The organism is Sporosarcina sp. SAFN-015 (genome assembly GCF_051966875.1).
Classification (GTDB): Bacteria; Bacillota; Bacilli; order Bacillales_A; family Planococcaceae; genus Sporosarcina.
In genome coordinates this window covers 146,589-166,594 of the sequence record NZ_JBQCKP010000009.1, presented here as the reverse complement: position 1 = coordinate 166,594, position 20,006 = coordinate 146,589, and the positions used below count along the sequence as shown (strand labels likewise).

At 43.4% G+C, this 20,006-nt stretch carries 19 protein-coding genes and 1 other annotated feature; of the genes, 11 read left to right on the top strand and 8 right to left on the bottom strand.

Features of this window, described 5'->3' with window-relative positions; translation table 11 throughout:
* The first annotated feature begins 188 nt into the window (after positions 1-188).
* From ACTHPA_RS15585 to brnQ, 3 genes are all read left to right on the top strand, one after another.
* Entirely contained in the window at positions 189-1,340 is a 1,152-nt protein-coding gene (locus tag ACTHPA_RS15585; protein WP_440501482.1) for an exonuclease SbcCD subunit D, read from the top strand.
* Complete coding sequence (locus ACTHPA_RS15580; protein WP_440501481.1) at positions 1,337-4,414, top strand: AAA family ATPase; 3,078 nt, start codon at positions 1,337-1,339, stop codon at positions 4,412-4,414. Before ACTHPA_RS15585 ends, ACTHPA_RS15580 begins: the two co-directional genes overlap by 4 nt.
* Positions 4,415-4,609: 195 nt before the next feature.
* Positions 4,610-5,977, top strand: coding sequence for a branched-chain amino acid transport system II carrier protein (gene brnQ / locus ACTHPA_RS15575; RefSeq protein WP_440501479.1), 1,368 nt, complete (start codon positions 4,610-4,612; stop codon positions 5,975-5,977).
* Between the two features lie 30 nt (positions 5,978-6,007).
* On the opposite strand, the gene ACTHPA_RS15570 is transcribed toward brnQ, so the two are convergent.
* On the bottom strand, positions 6,008-6,670 hold the full coding sequence (locus ACTHPA_RS15570; protein WP_440501478.1) for a GntR family transcriptional regulator: 663 nt from the start codon (positions 6,668-6,670) through the stop codon (positions 6,008-6,010).
* Between the two features lie 114 nt (positions 6,671-6,784).
* Positions 6,785-7,300: a GNAT family N-acetyltransferase gene (locus ACTHPA_RS15565; protein ID WP_440501476.1), complete on the bottom strand. Its 516-nt coding sequence runs from the start codon at positions 7,298-7,300 to the stop codon at positions 6,785-6,787.
* 126 nt (positions 7,301-7,426) lie between these two features.
* On the opposite strand from ACTHPA_RS15565, the gene ACTHPA_RS15560 reads away from it, so the two are divergent.
* From ACTHPA_RS15560 to ACTHPA_RS15550, 3 genes are all read left to right on the top strand, one after another.
* Positions 7,427-8,011 carry a 3D domain-containing protein gene (locus tag ACTHPA_RS15560; RefSeq protein WP_440501474.1) on the top strand — a complete coding sequence of 195 codons (585 nt, stop codon included), beginning with the start codon at positions 7,427-7,429 and terminating at the stop codon, positions 8,009-8,011.
* A gap of 102 nt (positions 8,012-8,113) precedes the next feature.
* Complete coding sequence (locus tag ACTHPA_RS15555) at positions 8,114-8,290, top strand: hypothetical protein (RefSeq protein ID WP_440501472.1); 177 nt, start codon at positions 8,114-8,116, stop codon at positions 8,288-8,290.
* On the top strand, positions 8,287-9,012 hold the full coding sequence (locus ACTHPA_RS15550; protein ID WP_440501470.1) for an SDR family NAD(P)-dependent oxidoreductase: 726 nt from the start codon (positions 8,287-8,289) through the stop codon (positions 9,010-9,012). The genes ACTHPA_RS15555 and ACTHPA_RS15550 overlap by 4 nt, the downstream gene beginning before the upstream one ends.
* Positions 9,013-9,050: 38 nt before the next feature.
* Here ACTHPA_RS15550 and ACTHPA_RS15545 read toward each other — a convergent pair whose 3' ends face one another.
* Both ACTHPA_RS15545 and ACTHPA_RS15540 read right to left on the bottom strand, forming a co-directional pair.
* Complete coding sequence (locus tag ACTHPA_RS15545; RefSeq protein WP_440501469.1) at positions 9,051-9,650, bottom strand: class I SAM-dependent methyltransferase; 600 nt, start codon at positions 9,648-9,650, stop codon at positions 9,051-9,053.
* Positions 9,647-10,606 (bottom strand): TIGR01212 family radical SAM protein, encoded by a 960-nt coding sequence (locus ACTHPA_RS15540; protein WP_440501468.1) that lies wholly within the window; start codon positions 10,604-10,606, stop codon positions 9,647-9,649. Before ACTHPA_RS15540 ends, ACTHPA_RS15545 begins: the two co-directional genes overlap by 4 nt.
* A 155-nt stretch (positions 10,607-10,761) precedes the next feature.
* Here ACTHPA_RS15540 and ACTHPA_RS15535 point away from each other — a divergent pair, with 155 nt between their 5' ends.
* The 4 genes from ACTHPA_RS15535 to leuS all read left to right on the top strand — a co-directional run bounded on the left by ACTHPA_RS15535 (position 10,762) and on the right by leuS (position 16,298).
* A complete protein-coding gene (locus tag ACTHPA_RS15535) occupies positions 10,762-11,943 on the top strand; it encodes an MDR family MFS transporter (RefSeq protein ID WP_440501467.1) in 1,182 nt (393 codons plus the stop codon).
* A 109-nt stretch (positions 11,944-12,052) separates the two neighbouring features.
* Positions 12,053-12,739: a CoA transferase subunit A gene (locus ACTHPA_RS15530; RefSeq protein ID WP_440501465.1), complete on the top strand. Its 687-nt coding sequence runs from the start codon at positions 12,053-12,055 to the stop codon at positions 12,737-12,739.
* Between the two features lie 9 nt (positions 12,740-12,748).
* On the top strand, positions 12,749-13,393 hold the full coding sequence (locus tag ACTHPA_RS15525) for a 3-oxoacid CoA-transferase subunit B (RefSeq protein WP_440501463.1): 645 nt from the start codon (positions 12,749-12,751) through the stop codon (positions 13,391-13,393).
* 201 nt (positions 13,394-13,594) lie between these two features.
* Positions 13,595-13,810 (top strand) — a binding site (T-box leader).
* Between the two features lie 73 nt (positions 13,811-13,883).
* Positions 13,884-16,298 (top strand): leucine--tRNA ligase, encoded by a 2,415-nt coding sequence (gene leuS, locus ACTHPA_RS15520; RefSeq protein ID WP_440501461.1) that lies wholly within the window; start codon positions 13,884-13,886, stop codon positions 16,296-16,298.
* A gap of 2 nt (positions 16,299-16,300) precedes the next feature.
* Here leuS and ACTHPA_RS15515 read toward each other — a convergent pair whose 3' ends face one another.
* From ACTHPA_RS15515 to ACTHPA_RS15500, 4 genes are all read right to left on the bottom strand, one after another.
* Complete coding sequence (locus tag ACTHPA_RS15515; RefSeq protein WP_440501459.1) at positions 16,301-16,429, bottom strand: hypothetical protein; 129 nt, start codon at positions 16,427-16,429, stop codon at positions 16,301-16,303.
* 48 nt (positions 16,430-16,477) lie between these two features.
* Positions 16,478-16,618, bottom strand: a complete 141-nt coding sequence (locus tag ACTHPA_RS15510) for a hypothetical protein (protein WP_440501458.1) — start codon at positions 16,616-16,618, stop codon at positions 16,478-16,480.
* A gap of 111 nt (positions 16,619-16,729) precedes the next feature.
* On the bottom strand, positions 16,730-16,891 hold the full coding sequence (locus tag ACTHPA_RS15505) for a hypothetical protein (protein WP_440501457.1): 162 nt from the start codon (positions 16,889-16,891) through the stop codon (positions 16,730-16,732).
* Positions 16,892-16,988: 97 nt separating this feature from the next.
* Positions 16,989-18,257: an NAD(P)/FAD-dependent oxidoreductase gene (locus tag ACTHPA_RS15500; protein ID WP_440501456.1), complete on the bottom strand. Its 1,269-nt coding sequence runs from the start codon at positions 18,255-18,257 to the stop codon at positions 16,989-16,991.
* Positions 18,258-18,388: 131 nt separating this feature from the next.
* On the opposite strand from ACTHPA_RS15500, the gene ACTHPA_RS15495 reads away from it, so the two are divergent.
* Complete coding sequence (locus ACTHPA_RS15495; protein ID WP_440501455.1) at positions 18,389-20,005, top strand: putative polysaccharide biosynthesis protein; 1,617 nt, start codon at positions 18,389-18,391, stop codon at positions 20,003-20,005.
* Position 20,006: the final 1 nt, after the last annotated feature.

Genomic DNA, 20,006 nt, shown 5'->3' with positions numbered 1-20,006 from the left:
ACGGACCGACTATTGCGCAATCCTACGGGGCACCCATTTAAAGGGTGTTCCGTTTTTTCATTGTCTGATGTAAATCACGTTGCACTTACTGTAAAATGAATGGTAGATTGTATTATTTCTGAGGAGTACGGAGAAGTTTATACGTCATTTAGAGAATGAAAATATAAATTAAGTAGGGGGTAATGGTAATGAAGTTTTTCCACACTGCCGATTGGCATCTTGGCAAATTAGTGCAAGGCGTTTATATGACAGATGGGCAGCGGTACGTCCTTCGTCAGTTCGTAGATGCTGTTCGTGAAGAGAAGCCCGATGCTGTCATCATTGCGGGTGATTTGTATGATCGGGCGGTACCACCACCGGAAGCGGTTGCCTTATTGGATGATATACTTTGGGAAATTGTTATGGAGCTGAAAACACCGGTCATTGCGGTCGCGGGCAATCATGATAGCCCAGGACGCCTGCAATTCGGAAGCAGACTGATGCAATCGAACGGCTTCCATATTGTCGGTCAAATGTCTGCGCAACTTGAACCAGTTGTTCTGGCGGATCAATTTGGAGAAGTTCATTTCCACTTGGTGCCATTTTGTGACCCGTCGATTGTAAAGCATTTATATGAAGAACATAATGTTGTAGACCATCATACAGCGATGGAAAAAGTGGTCGGAAGAATTCTAGAATCGATGGATAACACTGCTCGTCATGTATTCGTCGGACATGCCTTTGTCACGCCTTTAGGTGAGGAAGAAGAAAATACGAGCGATTCGGAGCGTCCGCTTGCAATTGGCGGAGCGGAATACGTGGCGGCCCACTTGTTTACACCGTTTCACTATACAGCGCTCGGTCATTTACATCAGGCACATCATGTCCTCGAAGAAAAAATTCGCTATGCAGGTTCTCCGATGAAATATTCCATTTCAGAAGAAAGGCATGCAAAAGGGTTTTTTATTGTAGAAATGGATGGCGAAGGCAATGTGGAGGTGGAAAAGAGAGGACTCAATCCTTTACATGACATGCGTAGAGTGGAAGGCACGATAGACGAAATTCTAGATCATCCGACTAGTTTGGATTATGTATTTGTTACGCTGCAAGATGAGACACCTGTTTTATTTCCAATGGAAAAAGTCAAGTCCGTTTATCCGAATGCGATGCATATTGAAAGAAAACTAGTAAGGACTTCAGCCGCACTCGAGCATGAATCGGTTGTTATGAAGGAACAGCCAGATGATCTGACCCTTTTCCGGTTCTTTTATGCCGAGATGAACGATATTGAACCTGACGCTGAAACAGAGAAGATATTTGCGGAAGTGCTGCACGAAGTTAAAGGGGGCAGCGAAAAATGAAGCCGATTCAACTGACGATGACCGCTTTCGGACCTTATAAAGGAACAGAGACAATCGATTTTCGGAAACTCGAAGAGCATAGGTTATTCGTAGTTTCCGGTGCAACTGGCGCAGGGAAGACGACGATCTTTGACGGAATCTGCTTCGCTTTATATGGACAGGCAAGCGGGGAAGACAGAACAGAATATAGATCGATGAGAAGTGATTTTGCGGATGATGCCGTTCAGACAGCTGTTGAGTTGATTTTTGAAATAAACGGCCGCACTTTTCGTATCATGAGGCAAATACCTTATACGAAAAGCGGAAATAAAACAGAGACAAATGCGAGATGCGAGTTTTTTGAGATGATCGATGATGGAGAAGTTCCTTTTGTCGATCGTCAAATCGTTTCAGAGATCAATCGGAAAGTTGAGGAGCTTGTCGGTTTTACACAAGCTCAATTCAGTCAAATTGTTATGCTTCCGCAAGGCGAGTTCCGTAAATTCCTAACTTCGGATACTGAAAATAAAGAAACGATCATGCGAAAGATTTTTAAAACAGAAGAGTATCGGGAAATCGTCAATCGTTTAAAGATGAAAAGAGACGAAGCGAATCAACAATTAATGGTAGAGAAAAGGAAAGTGGATGGGTATATCCACCAAATTAAGAATCTCGTCCCGCCTCGGGAGTCACCCATTTTTGATGTTTTATCTCAAGAATATATGAACATATCACAAGTGATAGCTGGCCTTGAACAGGAAATCGAGTATTACACCGAGAAATGCGCTAAAGATGAAGTGAATTATACATCTGCCTATCAAAAGCATGCTGACGTTTTGGAAACATACCATGTGGCCAAAAATTGCAATGAGCAATTTGAACAGCTGGAGCAACGTAAAGCCGTCTTTGAAAAGTTAAAGGAAGAAATCCCATCTGTTGATCAAAAGCAAAAGCGAATAGAGAACGCCGAACGGGCATCTTTCATATATGAAATTGAAGGTCAGTTTCTCATATTAGATGAGGAATCAAAATTGAAGAGAATCGAATTGCAAAATGCGATTACAGCTGTACAAAAGGCGACGAAATGGGTGGAAGAGAAAGAGCTGGCGTATAAGGTGGAAGAAGGAAGAGAGCAGGAAAGAGGGGCGGCGACAGAAAGAATCATCCGCCTGAGGGATCACCTTCCTGCCGTCACTGACTTGGCAGAAAAAGAAGCAAATGTACGGAATTTAAAAGTGAAGATTGGAAAGCTCGAAAGCGAGTTATCTACAACATCCGAAAAGGTTGAGGCAGTAAAAAAACAAGTAGCCGACCTGAATGTACAGATTGAGAAATCTGAACATGCGATTATTCCTTATGACAAGCTGTTCGAACAATTAAATACGATCAGATTGCATTACAAAGTCGTTCGGGATTATGAAAACTTGAAAAAAGACTATGCTGTTTCGATGCAAATGAAAGAGGCATCATTCACCAAATTCAAGCAGTCAAAAACTGAGTTTGAGAATATGCAAAATGCGTGGTTGAATGATCAAGCTTCATTTTTGGCACAAACGTTAAAGGAAGGGGAACCTTGTCCGGTATGCGGAAGTGATCACCATCCGTCAAAAAAACATAAAAATGATACCGAGGCAGTCTCCCGTGAGAAACTCGATTTGAAGAGGTCGAATTTGACAGATGTTGAAAGTGAATTTAGGTCTGCTGAGGCGAAAGCGGAAAGTGTCCTCGCACAAGTTACCGCTAAAGAAAAAGAAATGGAAGAACTTCACATTCAGGATAGTTTGGAAGCATTGTTTAACAGAGGACAGGAAACTGCTGAGAAAGTTGAACAATTAAAACGTATTCGCGAAGAACTCGTTTCGTTAAAAGAACGGCAAAAAGTAAAAGATCGGGAACAGACTGAATGGATTACACGAAAGTCGGGACATGAGCAAGCATTGTTTGAACAAAAAACGCTTTTTGCGCAGCAATCTGCTTTATTAGAAAGAGAGCTTTCATCCATTCCGGAAGGGCTTAGGGATTTAGCGCGCCTTCAAGTAGAAATAAAAGAAACGGAGTTACGGAAGCATCAACTGGATGAAGCGTGGCAATCGGTGCGAAAAAATCTGGAAGAGGCAAGAGAAAGACTTGCGACGAGCGTAAACTCAGAACAACATTTGAAGAAATCATTTGATGAAAGTATTGATAAAAGAGAGAAAGCGGAACTCCGTTTCAGAAATGCTTTACAAGCTTCCGAATTTAAGACAGAAGCAGAATATCGGCAAGCAAAAATGTCAGATGAAGAGAAGCTTCATTTGAAGGAATATATAACGGATTTCAATCAGCGTCTTCATACTACGAAAGAAGCGATAAAAGATCTTGAAACGAGCTTAATGGGCAAAGAGAAAACCGATTTGGAAGGACTTATAAGTACAATTCAATCATTGAAGTCTGCTTATGAAAAAGCGTTCGCGGATTGGAATCATTCAATCGAATATGAAAAATCTTTACTTTGTTTGAAAGCCGATATAGAAAAGACATCACAAGGCGTAGATGATTTGGAACGGAAAGTCGGAAAGCTAACCGGCTTATACGATGTCATACGCGGTCAAAACGATTATAAGCTATCATTTGAACGTTTTATTCAAATTGATTATTTAGAGAGGATTATTCAATCTGCGAATGAAAGGCTGAGAAATCTATCGAACGGTCAGTATGAATTGATGCGCAGCGACCGTCAGGAAGTGCGCGGAAAACAAAGCGGATTAGGCTTGGATGTGTATGATGCATATACAGGACAAAACAGAGATGTGAAGACGTTATCGGGCGGAGAGAAATTCAATGCATCACTTAGTTTGGCTTTGGGCATGGCGGATGTCATCCAAAGTTATCAAGGTGCAGTGTCTATCGAAACGATGTTCATCGATGAAGGATTCGGTACATTGGATGAGGAAGCTTTACAAAAAGCGGTTGATACACTCGTTGATTTGCAAAAGTCCGGCAGAATGATCGGCGTCATATCGCATGTGGAAGAGTTGAAAGCCGCATTCCCGGCAATACTAGAAGTTCAGAAATCAAGGGAAGGACATAGTGTCACTCGATTTGTTTTAAAATGATAGTAAGGGCAGGCGGTGTTATCCAACCGCTTGCTCTTTTTGTTATTATGCATATAAATGAGTTGACTGATAAAATATTATATTCAAAGAATATTTTACTATTGCATTTTACAGTATGAGAGCTTATTATTAGACAACAGCGATATATTGCATACGTTATAAATTAAATCTACAACATGAAGGGACTCATATACCATGCAAAATAAACTGTCTTTTTCCTCATATTTATTTATTGGCATCATGCTGTTTGCCTTATTCTTCGGTGCTGGAAACCTTATTTTCCCTGCTCAATTGGGACAAAATGCAGGAACCAATCTTTGGCCAGCGGTCATCGGCTTTCTGATTACTGGAGTAGGATTGCCTTTCCTCGGCATACTTGCAATGGGCTTTTCAGGCAGTCGGAACTTGCAAGATTTGGCGAGTCGGGTTCACCCAGTCTATGCGGTACTTTTTACATCTTTATTATATTTGACGATTGGACCGTTCTTTGCAGCTCCACGGACCGGGGCAGTCGCCTATGATATCGGCATCTCAACATTCATTCCTGAAGATTTTGCGCGCATCGGTTTGTTTGTTTTTACACTTATCTTTTTTGGATTAACATTGTGGTTATCGCTTAATCCGGCAAAGATTGTTGATCGTGTCGGTAAGATCATGTCACCGGCTATCATTGTGTTATTGCTTGTATTGCTATCTATGGCATTCCTTAATCCAATCGGTGCGATTCAAAACCCTGTGGATGCTTATACAGGCGGGGCGTTCATGAAAGGCTTTATGGAAGGTTATAATACAATGGATGCATTGGCATCACTCGTATTTGGAATTATCGTTATTAATGTCATCCGTTCTTTAGGAATTACGAATAAAGTGCAAATTTTTACGACTACAGCTAAAACAGGCGTCGTAGCAGCGGGATTCCTTGCACTTCTCTATGTTGGAATTGCTTATCTAGGGGCAACGACTACAGAGAAGTTCGGCCTCTTTGAAACAGGTGGTCCTGTTTTAAGCGGCGCATCCGCTTATTATTTCGGTACTTTCGGCTCCGTCATGCTTGCAGTCATCATCATATTGGCTTGCTTGACGACAAGCATCGGATTAGTTACTGCTTGTGGAGAATATTTCCACACGATAATACCTAAAGTGAGCTATAAGGCGTTTGTTGTCATTTTCACAACATTTTGCTTCATCGTATCGAACTTCGGACTATCCAATATTATTACGTATTCGATTCCGGTATTGATGTTTTTATATCCGCTAGCGGTCGTTCTAATGTTGTTGACGTTTACTTCGCCATTGTTTAATCATGCACGGTTCGTCTATGTGAGTGCGACGGCTGTAGCGTTTTTAATTAGCACAATTGACGGCATCAAAACACTTTACGGCACGCTTGGATTTGCTGAAGAGCAGTGGCCGAATTGGCTTTCTTCCATCGTTGCATTTTACAATCAAGTTTTACCATATTACAGCGAAGGCCTTGGCTGGCTTCTCCCGGTAGTAATCGTAATGCTGTTTACTGGCATCCTCGCCAAGTTGTTTCAGCCTAGCCCATCTGTAAATAAGTAAGAAAAAAGTACTCCTTATTGGAGTACTTTTTTAGTCTTCTTTCATGGAATTGAATTCGTCGATGGCACGGAGCCAGTTTTCACGCATGACGGCTGCCGCTTTTTCTGCATTTCCTTCTTTTAGGAAGCGGATGATCTCATTATGCTCCTCAATCGACTCTTCTGTCAAAATGATGGAGTTATGGAAGAAAAGCCGGCGCACATGGGTTTGCAAGGAAGCGACGATGGAATGTATATATTGGTTTGCCGTTTGGTCGACGATAATTTGATGAAAGTCTTCATCGATTTTCAAGGCGGCAAAGAAATCCTCTTCGTGGACTGCTTGGGCGAAACGATTATTTGTTTCTTCCAATTCACTTATGACACTTTCATCCAAATGAGGAATTGATAGTTCCGCAGATAACGCTTGCAAAGCGGCTAACGGTGGTAACAGATCGTTAATGGACTCTTTATCCACCTCAGTCACTTGTGTCGCTTTTCCAGGATACATTTTCACAAATCCTTGTACCTCGAGCAATTGAAGTGACTCACGGATGGGCGTCCTGCTTACACCGAGTGCTTCTGCCAATTCAATATCGTTCAACTTTTCACCTGGCTGCAATGTTCCATCGATGATCCATTGCTGTAATTGGGTAAACGCACTTTCTTTTGCTGTTTTACGTGTGGGCTTTTGATGCTCCGAAGGTATTGGCATTACTAGTCACCATCCTGCATGCAATTTGACTATCCTGTCTTACTTTGTTTCTAGTACTATTAGTATACATGATACGAATGAAGGAAGAAAGGGATGATATGCAATATATCAGATTTAGATTTCCCGAGCATACACGAGTGAAATATCTCCATCTTCTTCTATCGCTCCATAAGAAACTTCTTCTCTTTCAAACGAAAAGCCTTTCGCTTCATAAAAAGGGATTCCATACATATTACCTTTGGCAACCGATACCCATTGCCGAGTCGCTCCGTATGTATGCTTTTGAATCTTCGTATAAAAATCGAGCAGTCTTGATCCTATTCCAGTTCCCCTCATTTCAGGAGCTACATAAAAGACGTAAATCTCCCCATCGACTTCATCTCTCATCCCGCCGCCGATCACTCCAAGGATGTTTCCCTGCCTTTCAGCAACAATATAGCCATGCCAGTTTTTGTCGATTAAAGTGACTTCCTGTTTGATGCGTTCGACATTGTAATATTTCTCGATTAATCGTTCAATATAGGCCTCTGAAAACAGTTCTCCATAAGTGAACCACTGGCATCTAGAAAGCAAGTCAGCCAAGGTTTTTGACTCGTCTATCCTTGCTTTTCTCACTAAAATTTCTGACATATTCCTCGCGCCTCCAATTGTAATAATCACTTTTCTTTTGTAATGATAATGGCTGCAAATTGTAACATCTATGTAATACTTCACTGATAATCTATGGATAGACTAAAAAGGCGGGGAGTAGAAAACTTGAAAAAACATATTGTGACTATCATTTTTACAGTAGTGTTATTGATTGGTAGTACGAACGAAAGTTTTGCAGCCTCTTCAACGTATAAGGTCAAAAAAGGTGACACGCTTTATAGCATAGCGGAAATGCATAAGATCACCGTTAAAGAATTGAAAGCTTGGAATGGCATGAAGTCGAATACCATTCATCCGAATCAAAAATTAAAGGTCGTGAAGACCGATACTAACGTTGAGAAGCAATCGAAGACTAAAAAGGTAGCAAAAACACCATCGCGATCTGATGACGACGATGTAGTAAAAGAAATAACAGTTTCTGCTAGTGCTTATACAGCGAATTGTAATGGCTGTTCCGGCATCACATCAACCGGCATTAACTTAAAGCGAAATCCTGACGCTAAAGTAATTGCTGTTGATCCTTCTATTATACCATTAGGTACGAAAGTGTACGTGGAAGGGTACGGGTATGCAATCGCGGGAGATACTGGAGGCTCGATAAAAGGAAATAAAATCGATGTTTTCTTCCCAAGCAAAAGTGAAGCGTACAAATGGGGCAGAAAACAAGTGAAAATAAAAATATTGAAATGACGATAATAAGCTGATCCCCTCATTGCCGAGGGGGTTGGCTATTTTATTGCTCCCAACACCTATTCATCGTGGTAAACTTATGTAAACAAAGGGGAATGGGGAGTGAAGATGGAGAAAAGAAGGTTGTTCCTCGGGATAGTCGCTATTCTTGCAATTGCATTATACATTTGGATAGCTTATTTCGAGATTCCAGCGAAGGTGAAAATCGGGGAGGATAAACTACAAGAAGAGTCATCGAATGTAGGGATTGACGCATCTTTGAAAGGGGAAGTCATATGAATATTTTTATAGTTACCGGTTCTTCTAAGGGAATCGGTTATGAATTGGTAAAACAGTTAAAGGGGAGAGGGGACAAGGTAATCGGCATTGCGAGGACGAATGAAAACGACGCCGCTCATATGGTGACTGCAGATCTTTCGCAGACTGATCGATTGACTGGCATCATTGCGAATGTACTGGAAGAGAATCTTTCATCCGCCACATCGTTCACATTGATCAACAACGCTGGAACGGTGGAGCCGATCGGTTTAGTCGGTACGATTGACGAAACGAAAATGGCGCAAGCACTCGCTGTAAATTTAACCGCGCCAATGATTTTATCGAATGCTTTCATGTCTGTTCTTGAAAAGTTTGAGGGGCGCAAAAGGATCGTAAATATATCTTCAGGGGCAGGACGGAATCCATATGAAGGATGGGGCGTTTATTGTACAACAAAGGCGGGGCTCGACCATTTTTCACGAGTCGTATCTTTAGAACAGGAGACAGCGGAATTCCCTGTCGAGATCATTTCGATTGCCCCTGGAATTATCGACACCGGCATGCAGGAAACAATCCGGGCGAGCAATGCGGATGATTTTCCATTGCACGACCGTTTCGTTGACTACAAACAGCAAGGACATTTAAGCAGTGCGGAAGAAACAGCGAGTAAACTGATAGCCATTTTGGATCGCGAAGACTTCAGCAAGCTAGGACCGATTGCGGATATTCGGCAGATCGGTTAATGAAAAACCGCTTGGATCCTAAAGGTCCAAGCGGTTTTTTATTCGACAACTTGAATAACTGTATCAAAATCCCTCACTTTTTCAATTGCGATCAAAAATGGGGGATTTTTTCGTTGGTTTAACAATTCGTAGCGGGCAACGTGAACATCGGCTTGGTGGAGAGATTTCACATATGCGAGCAATGCATCTCGCTCTTCCTTACCGCCTTCATGTCCATCATAGACGGATATCGTAATGATTCCACCTTTTTTCAACATGCCGAGCAGCTTATCGATCGCTTCGATTGTGGAATCGGGTTTTGTAATGATGGATAAATCTTCACTGTATGGAAGATAGCCTAAATTGAACATTGCACCACCAATTGGCTTCGTAACATATTGATCCACATTGGCATGGCTGTCCAAAATCAATGTGACGCGCTCGTTCAGCGTATCTAATCTGTTAGCGGTAGCTTCGAGTGCTGCTTGCTGGATATCGAAAGCGTACACTCGTCCTTCTATACCAACGAGGTCCGCTAAGAATAATGTGTCGTTTCCATTTCCAGCAGTCGCGTCTACTACCGATTCACCTGGCAACACAGTTTCACTGATCAACCGCTTTGAAAATGGTAAAACCCGATGCAATAAAATTTGATTCATATTCGTTCAACCGCCTTTCCGAAAAACTTTCCTTGGTAGCTGTCGCGGCGTTTCAATTCTTTGTCGATGCCGTTTAGAACATCCCACTTTGACGCACTCCACATCGGACCAATCATTAAATCGAGCGGTCCGTCACCTGTAATTCGGTGGACAATCATTTCGGGGGGAAGAATCTCAAGCTGATCGACGACAAGGTTAATATATTCATCCATTGTAAGGAACTCAAGCATGCCTTTTTCGTATTGTTTCACCATGGGCGTTCCTTTTAATAAATGCAGTAAATGAATCTTGATGCCTTGGACATCCAGCTTTGCCACTTCTCTTGCCGTTTCCATCATCATCTCTCTGTCTTCTAGCGGGAGCCCATTAATGATATGGCTGCACACTCGGATGCCGTGCCTTCGCAATTTTCCCACGCCTTCCACGTACGTTGCGTAATCATGCGCTCTGTTCACGAGCTTAGCCGTTTTTTCATGAACGGTCTGCAAGCCTAATTCGACCCATAAATATGTCCTTTCATTCAGCTCGGCTAAATAATCGACAACATCATCGGGAAGGCAATCGGGACGTGTGCCGATTGAAAGTCCGACAACACCGGGTTGAGCAAGTGCTGCTTCAAACTTCTCTTTCAAAACAGGAAGCGGGGCGTGTGTATTCGTGTATGCTTGAAAATAGGCGATATACTTGCCTTCCCTCCATTTTTGGTGCATTTTATCACGGATTTCCGCGAACTGGACATCTATCGATTTTGCCCGGTCTCCTGCAAAATCTCCAGAGCCTGCAACACTGCAAAACGTACAGCCGCCGAAAGCGACCGTACCATCGCGATTCGGACAGTCAAAGCCTGCATCTAGCGCGACTTTAAATACTTTGAATCCGAATTCATCCTTTAAATGTCTTGACCATGTATGATACCGTTTCCCTTCTGTCGGGAACGGGTAACTGAAGTCTGCCATCTGTTTCAACTCCTCTAATCGTACATTGTATCATGTCGGATTCAATCAGTGTCATCTGAATTGCGGAACATATTCCGTTTTTGTTGTCCGAAACCAGAAAAAGGAATACACTCAAAATAGCTTTTGGCAGGAGATAAAGATCGGAGGCGAAATAAATGCCTAATAAAGTTTGGCTTCTCATTATAGGGATGTTTGTCAATGTCATAGGGAACTCGTTCTTATGGCCTTTGAATACAATTTACATGCATGATTACCTCGGCAAATCGTTGGCGGTCGCGGGGCTGGTCTTAATGGCGAACGCTGGAGCGGGTGTCGTCGGGAATTTGCTTGGTGGATTTTTATTCGATAAGATCGGTGGATTCAAATCAATCATGGCGGGCATTGTCATTTCGATTTTGGCACTTGCTTACCTTGTGTACGACCATAGTTGGTATCCGTATATCATTTTGCTAACCATATTGGGATTCAGCGGAGGCGTTATTTTTCCGAGTATGTATGCGATGGTGGGGACTGTATGGCCTGAAGGCGGCAGGAAGGCGTTCAACTCAATTTATTTGGCGCAGAACGTCGGTGTCGCTATCGGTCCAGCGCTTGCTGGTCTTGTAGCTTCCGTCCATATTGATTATATCTTTTTGGCGAACTTAATCTTTTACGTTATTTTTCTTTTTATCGCTTACTTCGGATATAAAAAGCTTGAAATCGCACCTGATCGGCATACAGACGTCATTCGGGAAACAGCGCGAATTAAAAATAAAGCACCTTTTTACGCATTGCTTATTTTAGTAAGCGGCTATTTGATCACGTGGCTCGTCTATTCACAATGGTCGACGACGATTTCCACACATGCTCTATCAATCGGCGTAACATTAAGAGAGTACAGCTTTATATGGACGATCAATGGACTGCTGATCGTTGTCGGACAGCCGCTTATCAAACCGCTTATCAAACGGCTTGAAAAGCAGCTGAAAGCACAAATGGTCATTGGAACAGTTATTTTCATTATCTCGTTCATTGTTGTCAGTTTTGCTGGCTCATTCCAAATGTTCATCGCTTCGATGGTCATCCTCACATTCGGTGAAATGATTGTCTGGCCAGCCATTCCGACGTTGGCGAGTCAGCTTGCACCAAAAGGGAGAGATGGATTCTACCAAGGAATTGTCAACTCCGCTGCAACAATCGGTCGTATGATCGGCCCATTGGCAGGGGGGATCCTAGTCGAGGTTCACGGCATGAAAATGATGCTTTTGCTATTAACGAGCCTCATGGCTATTACAATTGTTACGACTCTACTATATGATCGACCATTGAAATCATTAGAAAAACCGGAAATCCAATAAAGGGTTTCCGGTTTTTTTAGTTTCGAAGATTGCTTCACGATAAATAGTTTGATTAAATGAATATAGGATATTTGCAATTTTTCTGAAGTATGTAAAGGGGGAATACTGGATGAAACCAATTTATTCAACAGCTATGGAAGCAATTTCACAAATTGAAGACGGATCCACATTAATGGTGGGGGGCTTCGGACTTGTAGGAATACCTGAACAGCTCATTTTGGCACTTGTTGAAAAAGGTGTTAAAGATTTGACAATCATTTCGAATAACTGCGGCGTGGACGAATGGGGACTCGGCCTTTTATTAAAAGAAAAGCAGATTAAAAAAATGATCGGCTCCTATGTAGGCGAAAACAAGGAGTTTGAACGCCAAGTATTATCAGGAGAAATTGAAGTTGAATTGACTCCACAAGGGACGCTCGCTGAAAAGATCCGCGCTGGAGGTGCTGGTATTCCCGCATTTTACACCCCTGCGGGAGTTGGAACAACGGTAGCGGACGGCAAAGAGACAAGAATGTTTGATGGCAAAGAATATGTCCTGGAGGAAGCCCTTGTCGCCGATTTTGCATTGATTCGCGCAGCGAAGGCGGATAAAATCGGAAATTTGATTTATAACAAGACAGCTCAAAATTTCAATCCAATGATGGCTGCGGCAGGCAAGTTTACAATTGCGGAAGTGGAAGAGATTGTGGAAACAGGACAGCTCGATCCTGCAACGATCCATACACCGAGCATCTATGTGCAAGGTCTATTCCAAGCGAAACAGGAAAAACGGATAGAACGATTAACGATTCGATAAGGGAAGGGGATGTTCACGATGAATTTCAGAGAGAGAATTGCAAGACGTGCGGAAAAGGAAATTAACGACGGTGACTACGTAAACCTTGGCATCGGTATGCCTACATTGGTTGCCAACTATATTTCAGATGATAAAACGGTTGTGCTTCAGTCGGAAAATGGACTTCTTGGAATCGGACCATATCCAACGGAAGACGAAGTTGATCCGGATTTGATCAATGCTGGTAAGGAAACGGTAACGACAATCCCCGGATCTGCATTTTTCAACAGCGCAGAATCGTTCGCAATGATTCGTGGAGGGCATGTCGACGTAGCAATCCTCGGAGGAATGGAAGTGTCCGAAAAAGGAGATCTTGCCAACTGGATGATTCCTGGGAAGATGATCAAAGGAATGGGCGGCGCGATGGATCTCGTGCATGGTGCGAAAAAAATCATCGTCATTATGGACCATGTCGCGAAAGACGGCTCAGCGAAAATAAAGAAGGAATGCTCATTGCCACTGACAGGAAAAGGAGTCGTCCATAAAATCATTACGGAACGCGCCTTGATCGACGTAACGCCTAACGGACTGGAGTTAAAAGAAGTGTTCGAAGGATTCACCATCGAAGATGTCATCAATTCGACAGAAGCGGAATTGAAAGTCAATATTGGTTGAGCACGAAATGCCAAGTCCTAGATAATGGACTTGGTATTTTTTATTTATCGAATAAGTGGAGTTATCTATTGAATCAGGAAAGGTATCACCAAAAAGGGACCTTTGGCTCATTTGTTTCCTAGTGACTTCCATTAAATTATAAGATATTTAGTTGTAATTTGTAACACATTCGGGTACACTACAATAAACTGAATTCAAATAGCGTTGGCGTTGAAAAGGAATTAGTAATCGGTCCGGTCGATTGAAGAGAGCAGGCGGTTGGTGCAAGCCTGTACGACTACGATGAACTCGCCTTTGAGCCTGCATCGGTGAACCAATAGTAGCCAGTGCCGTTTTCCGCGTTAAGGAATCAAGTTGGGCGGCATTGCCGTCAATTTGGGTGGCACCGCGGGAGTACATATACCTCTCGTCCCTTAATGTTTTAAGGGACGGGAGTTTTTTTATTTCCGCAATAACGCGATTTGAATGTAATGGGAAGGAATGAACAGAGATGAGTTACAAGCATGTGGAAATTGAAAAGAAATGGCAGCAATATTGGAAAGACAATAAAACGTATAAAATGGTGAACGACGAATCGAAGCCGAAGTTTTATGCGCTTGATATGTTCCCATATCCATCTGGGGCAGGACTTCATGTCGGCCATCCGCTTGGCTATATCGCAACGGATATTTTAAGTTCATTCAAACGAAAGCAAGGCTATAATGTCCTTCACCCGATGGGATGGGACGCGTTCGGATTGCCAGCTGAACAATATGCGATTGACACGGGTAATGATCCAGCTGAATTCACTGCGAAAAATATTGCAACATTCAAGCGCCAAATGAATGATCTTGGGTTTACTTATGACTGGGACCGTGAAGTGAATACGACAGATCCGAAATATTACAAATGGACGCAATGGATTTTCATCCAATTGTATAAAAAAGGCCTTGCGTACATTGATGAAGTACCGGTCAACTGGTGTCCTGCACTTGGTACGGTCCTTGCGAACGAGGAAGTGATCGACGGTAAATCAGAACGTGGCGGTCATCCGGTTGAACGTCGTCCGATGCGCCAATGGGTATTGCGCATTACGGAATATGCGGATCGCTTGCTTGAGGATTTGGATGAGCTTGATTGGCCAGACAGTTTGAAAGATATGCAACGCAACTGGATTGGACGTTCTGAAGGTGCTCAATTGACGTTCGACATTGAAGGAACTGATCTTTCATTCGAAGCATTCACGACACGTCCTGATACAATTTTCGGTGCAACATATGCTGTTCTTGCCCCTGAACATAAGCTTGTCGATAAAATTACGACTGCTGAACAAAGAGAAGCAGTGAATGCTTATTTAGATAAAGTAAAAACGAAAAGCGATTTGGAACGGACTGACCTTGCGAAAGAGAAAACAGGCGTATTCACTGGTGCTTATGCCATCAACCCTGCGAGCGGCGAAAAGATGCCGATCTGGATTGCGGATTATGTACTTGCTTCGTATGGAACTGGAGCTATCATGGCGGTTCCTGCACATGATGAAAGAGACTATGAGTTTGCGGTAGAATTCAAATTGCCGATTGTAGAAGTCGTTGCAGGCGGCGACATTTCGAAGGAAGCATATGTTGGTGATGGCGAGCATATCAACTCCGATTTCTTGAACGGTCTAGGTAAAGACGAGGCAATCGAAAAAGCAATTGCTTGGTTTGTTGAAAACGGCAAAGGCGAGAAGAAAATTACGTATCGTCTGCGCGATTGGTTATTCTCCAGACAACGTTATTGGGGTGAACCGATTCCGATCATCCATTGGGAAGACGGCTCGATGACTCCTGTCGATGAATCCGAATTGCCATTGATGTTGCCGAAAACGGATAATATCAAACCGAGCGGAACAGGCGAGTCTCCACTTGCGAATATTGAAGAGTGGGTCAATGTCGTCGATCCGGACACAGGCATGAAAGGTCGTCGTGAAACGAATACGATGCCGCAATGGGCAGGCAGCTGCTGGTACTACTTGCGCTATATCGATCCAGATAATGACGAAATGCTAATTGATCCAAAACTAGCGGAACGCTGGTTGCCGGTCGACATTTACGTCGGCGGTGCGGAGCATGCGGTTCTTCACCTTCTATATGCACGTTTCTGGCATAAAGTGCTTTACGATATCGGTGTCGTGCCAACGAAAGAGCCTTTCCAAAAACTATTCAACCAAGGAATGATCCTTGGGGAAGGGCATGTGAAGATGTCCAAGTCGCTTGGCAACGTCATCAATCCAGACGACATCGTTCATTCACACGGTGCAGATACACTTCGTCTATACGAAATGTTCATGGGACCGCTTGATGCATCGAAGGAATGGTCGACAAATGGACTAGACGGGTCTCGTCGTTTCTTGGACCGTATTTGGCGCCTATTCGTCAATGAAGACGGAACTCTAAGTTCAAAAATTGGTGGCGAGCCAGGCGGTACGCTTGAAAAGGTGTACCACCAAACTGTGAAGAAAGTGACGGAAGACTTGGAAGGCATGCGCAACAACACTGCCATTTCACAAATGATGGTATTCATCAATGAAGGATATAAAGCAGATTCGATTCCAAAAGAATATGTCGAAGGCTTTATTACATTGATTTCACCGATCACTCCGCATCTTGCTGAAGAGCTATGGGAAATGTTAGGCCATGAAGAATCCATCGCATACGTTGCATGGCCAACGTACGATGAATCGAAACTTTTCGATGATACAGTGGAAGTTGCTGTTCAAATCAATGGAAAAGTCCGTGCGAAAATTGATGTCGCTAAAGACATTACAAAAGAGGAACTTGAAAAAGTTGCTCTTGCAGACGAACAGGTGAAGCAATGGATCGATGGGAAAGAATTGAAAAAGGTCATTGCAATTCCTGGAAGATTGGTTAATATCGTGGCAGTTTGATTTCAATAAAATAAAAATCCGAAGAAATGGATGCGTCCATTTCTTCGGATTTTTTTGATTGCGTCCAAAGCGGGCCTTCGTGCGTCCAAAGTAAGCTGCTCCGCGTCCAAAGCGGGCCGTTGCGCGTCCAAAGTAATCTACTCCGCGTCCAAAGTGGGCCGTTGCGCGTCCAAAGTAATCTACTCCGCGTCCAAAGCAGGCCGTTGCGCGTCCAAAGTAATCTGCTCCGCGTCCAAAGCGAGCCTTCGTGCGTCCAAAGTAATCTGCTCCGCGTCCAAAGCGAGCCTTCGAGCGTCCAAAGTAATCTGCTCCGCGTCCAAAGCGAGCCTCCGTGCGTCCAAAGTAATCTACTGTGCGTCCAAAGCGGGCCGTTGCGCGTCCAAAGTAAGCTGCTCCGCGTCCAAAGCGGGCCATCGTGCGTCCAAAGTAATCTACTCCGCGTCCAAAGCAGGCCATTGCGCGTCCAAAGTAAGCTGCTCCGCGTCCAAAGCGGGCCGTTGCGCGTCCAAAGTAAGCTGCTCCGCGTCCAAAGCAGGCCGTTGCGCGTCCAAAGTAAGCTGCTCCGCGTCCAAAGCGAGCCTTCGTGCGTCCAAAGTAAGCTGCTATACGTCTAAAGCAAGTATCACGTCCAAAGCAATCCTCTTCCAAATCAAAAAACACCAGAATCCTTGAATCTGGTGTTTTAACATATTAGCCTTCATCCTTCGCAAATGCCCCTGCATTCATCCCTGCAATCCGCCCAGTAACGAGCGCAGAAGTAATATTATATCCGCCGGTATAACCATGGATATCTAAAATCTCACCACAGAAGAAAAGCCCGTCCTTTTTCCGGGAAGCCATCGTTTTAGGTTCGATTTCCTTTGTCGAAACGCCTCCACCTGTAACGAATGCCTTTTCAATCGGCTGCGTGCCGTTTACAGTCATCGGGAATCCTTTCAGCAACCCTGCAAGCTTGCGGATCTTTTCATTTGAAAGTCCTGCGCCAATATCGGCTTCATCGATGCCTGCACGGTTAAATATAAACAGCAGCCATCGCTCTGGAGCGATTCCTTTCAAACTGTTTTTTACCGCTTTTTTGGGATCTTCCTTCAACATCGCTTGGATCATTTGAAAAGCCTTTTCTTCATTCATCGAAGGAAGGGAGTCAATCCGCATTTCGACGGGTTGTTTTCCATTTTTCATCTGCTCCTTCACGACGAATTGGCTGCAACGCAATATTGCTGGGCCGCTCAATCCGAAGTGGGTGAAAAGCATGTCCATCTGATGGGTAATAAGCGTCTTTCCTTTTGCATTCAAAACGGAAACAGCAACATCGCGCAGTGCGAGCCCTTGCAGTTCTTTGGATTGGATAAACGGTTCATCGGATAATAGCGGAACTTCTGTTGGATATAGCTCCGTCACTGTATGTCCTGCTTTTTCGGCCCATGGATAGCCATCTCCTGTACTTCCGGTTTGCGGGACCGCCTTGCCGCCTACTGCAACAACGACTGCATGAGAACGGATTTCTTCACCGTCTTCCAGACGTACGCCCAAAATCCGATCATCATCCATCAATAATTTCTTCACGCGAGTCGATAATCTCACTTCCACTTGCAATCGGTCCATCTCGGAAAGCAACGCATTGACGACGTCCTTCGCCTTATTCGAAACAGGGAACATCCGACCGTGATCCTCTTCTTTCAGCGGTACGCCAAGCCCTTCAAAAAATGCGATGATATCTTCGTTATTAAAGACGGAAAAGGGACCATACAAAAATCTTCCGTTTCCGGGAATGTTTTTCACGATTTCCTCTAAGGGCAGACGGTTTGTTACATTGCATCTTCCACCACCCGAAATCGATAATTTATTCCCGAGCTTTTTCCCTTTATCAAGAAGGAGAACCTTGCCTCCGTTTTCTGCTGCAGCGATCGAGGCCATCAGTCCTGAGGGACCCCCGCCGATGATTATGACGTCATACATATATGGAACCACACTTTCAGTTTTTCTCTATTATACATGGATGCACTCAATAATCATTGTGAAAAGTGCCGTCGGGGGGTAAACTGATAAGTAGCTTTGTGGAGTAGTTCTTATGATTGGAAGGATCAAATATGTCATCAAATCTTGTTAAAGGCACGGCCATTTTAACGATCGGCCTCTTCTTATCGAAGGCGCTTGGTCTTTTATACGTCATACCGTTTTACGCGATTGTCGGGGTTGAGAATATCGGTTTGTATCAATATGCATACATTCCATACAATTTAGCTTTGGCAGTTGCGATTTCTGGTGCACCACTTGCCATTTCAAAATTCGTATCGAAATATAATGCGATGGGCGACTATGCCACTGGACGGAAATTAATGAAATCCGGCATGCTTGTCATGTTAGTTACAGGCATCTTGTCGTTCTTGATATTATTTTTTCTGGCTGAACCTATTGCGCATCTTGTCGTGGTCGATGATGACCAAAGATATACGATGGCGGAAGTTACATCCGTGATTCGGTGGGTGAGTTATGCGCTACTTGTTGTCCCATTGATGAGTATTGTACGTGGGTATCTTCAAGGTAACCAGAAGTTTGAACCGACTTCTGTTTCTCAACTTGTTGAGCAGATTGTCCGAATTCTTTTCGTGTTGCTTGGAGCGTTCATTGTAGTGAATGTCATGGATCTTTCTCCGAGGACAGCAGTGAAATTTGCGGTATTTGCAGCATTCATCGGCGCGGTTGCTGGCCTTGCTGTATTATATAAATATTGGATGAAGTATAAACCTGAATTCAATCAACTGTATGCGAGCAGTCCGCCAGCAAGCGATATTACTTTTCTTGATATGTATAAAGAAGTAATAGGGTATACAATCCCATTTGTTCTTGTCGGAGTCATTAATCCCCTTTACCAATTTGTAGATATGATTACATTTAATAATGCGATGAAATCGATCGGCCTATCGGACGTAATGGATGACTACTTTACAATGCTCAACTTTTTGACACATAAAGTCGTCATGATTCCCGTTATGGTGGCTACCGGTTTTTCGATGGCTTTGATTCCGGTCATTACAAGCTTTTATACGAAGAAAGATCAGAAAGGAATTACCCGATCACTCGACCAAACATTTCAAATCATGCTGTTTTTGACCGTTCCGATGGTTCTTGGCTTGATTGTCCTATCGAATGAAACCTATACTTTCCTATATAGCAAAAGTACGGCTGGCGCGGAGGTTCTCGCCTCTTATGCACCCGTCGCCATCCTGTTCGGTCTCTTTACAGTAACAGCCGCTATCCTGCAAGGGATCGACAAGCACAAATGGATCGTCTTCACTTCGCTAACGGGACTTTTATTTAAAATGATTTTGAATATCCCGCTCATCAAACTTTTTGAAGTGAACGGTGCGATTGCTGCTACGGCGATTGGATATGCCATTGCAGTCGGGATCAATATATATGTCATATCGAGAGTTCTACATTATCGTTCGAAAATGGTATTCAGACGCCTCATCCTTATTGGGATTTTCAACATCATTATGCTTATTGCTGTTCACTTTACATTAAAAGGTTTGCTTGCAATTAATCCTGTAGAAGGCAAAATGCAGGCATTGTTATATGTTTTAATTTGTGCGGTTGTAGGAGTAGTTGTTTACGGAGCCCTTTCTTTGAAATCGGGACTTGCGCAAAAGCTGTTCGGCGATCGATTGACGAAGATTACAAAGAAGCTTGGCTTTGGAGGGTGAG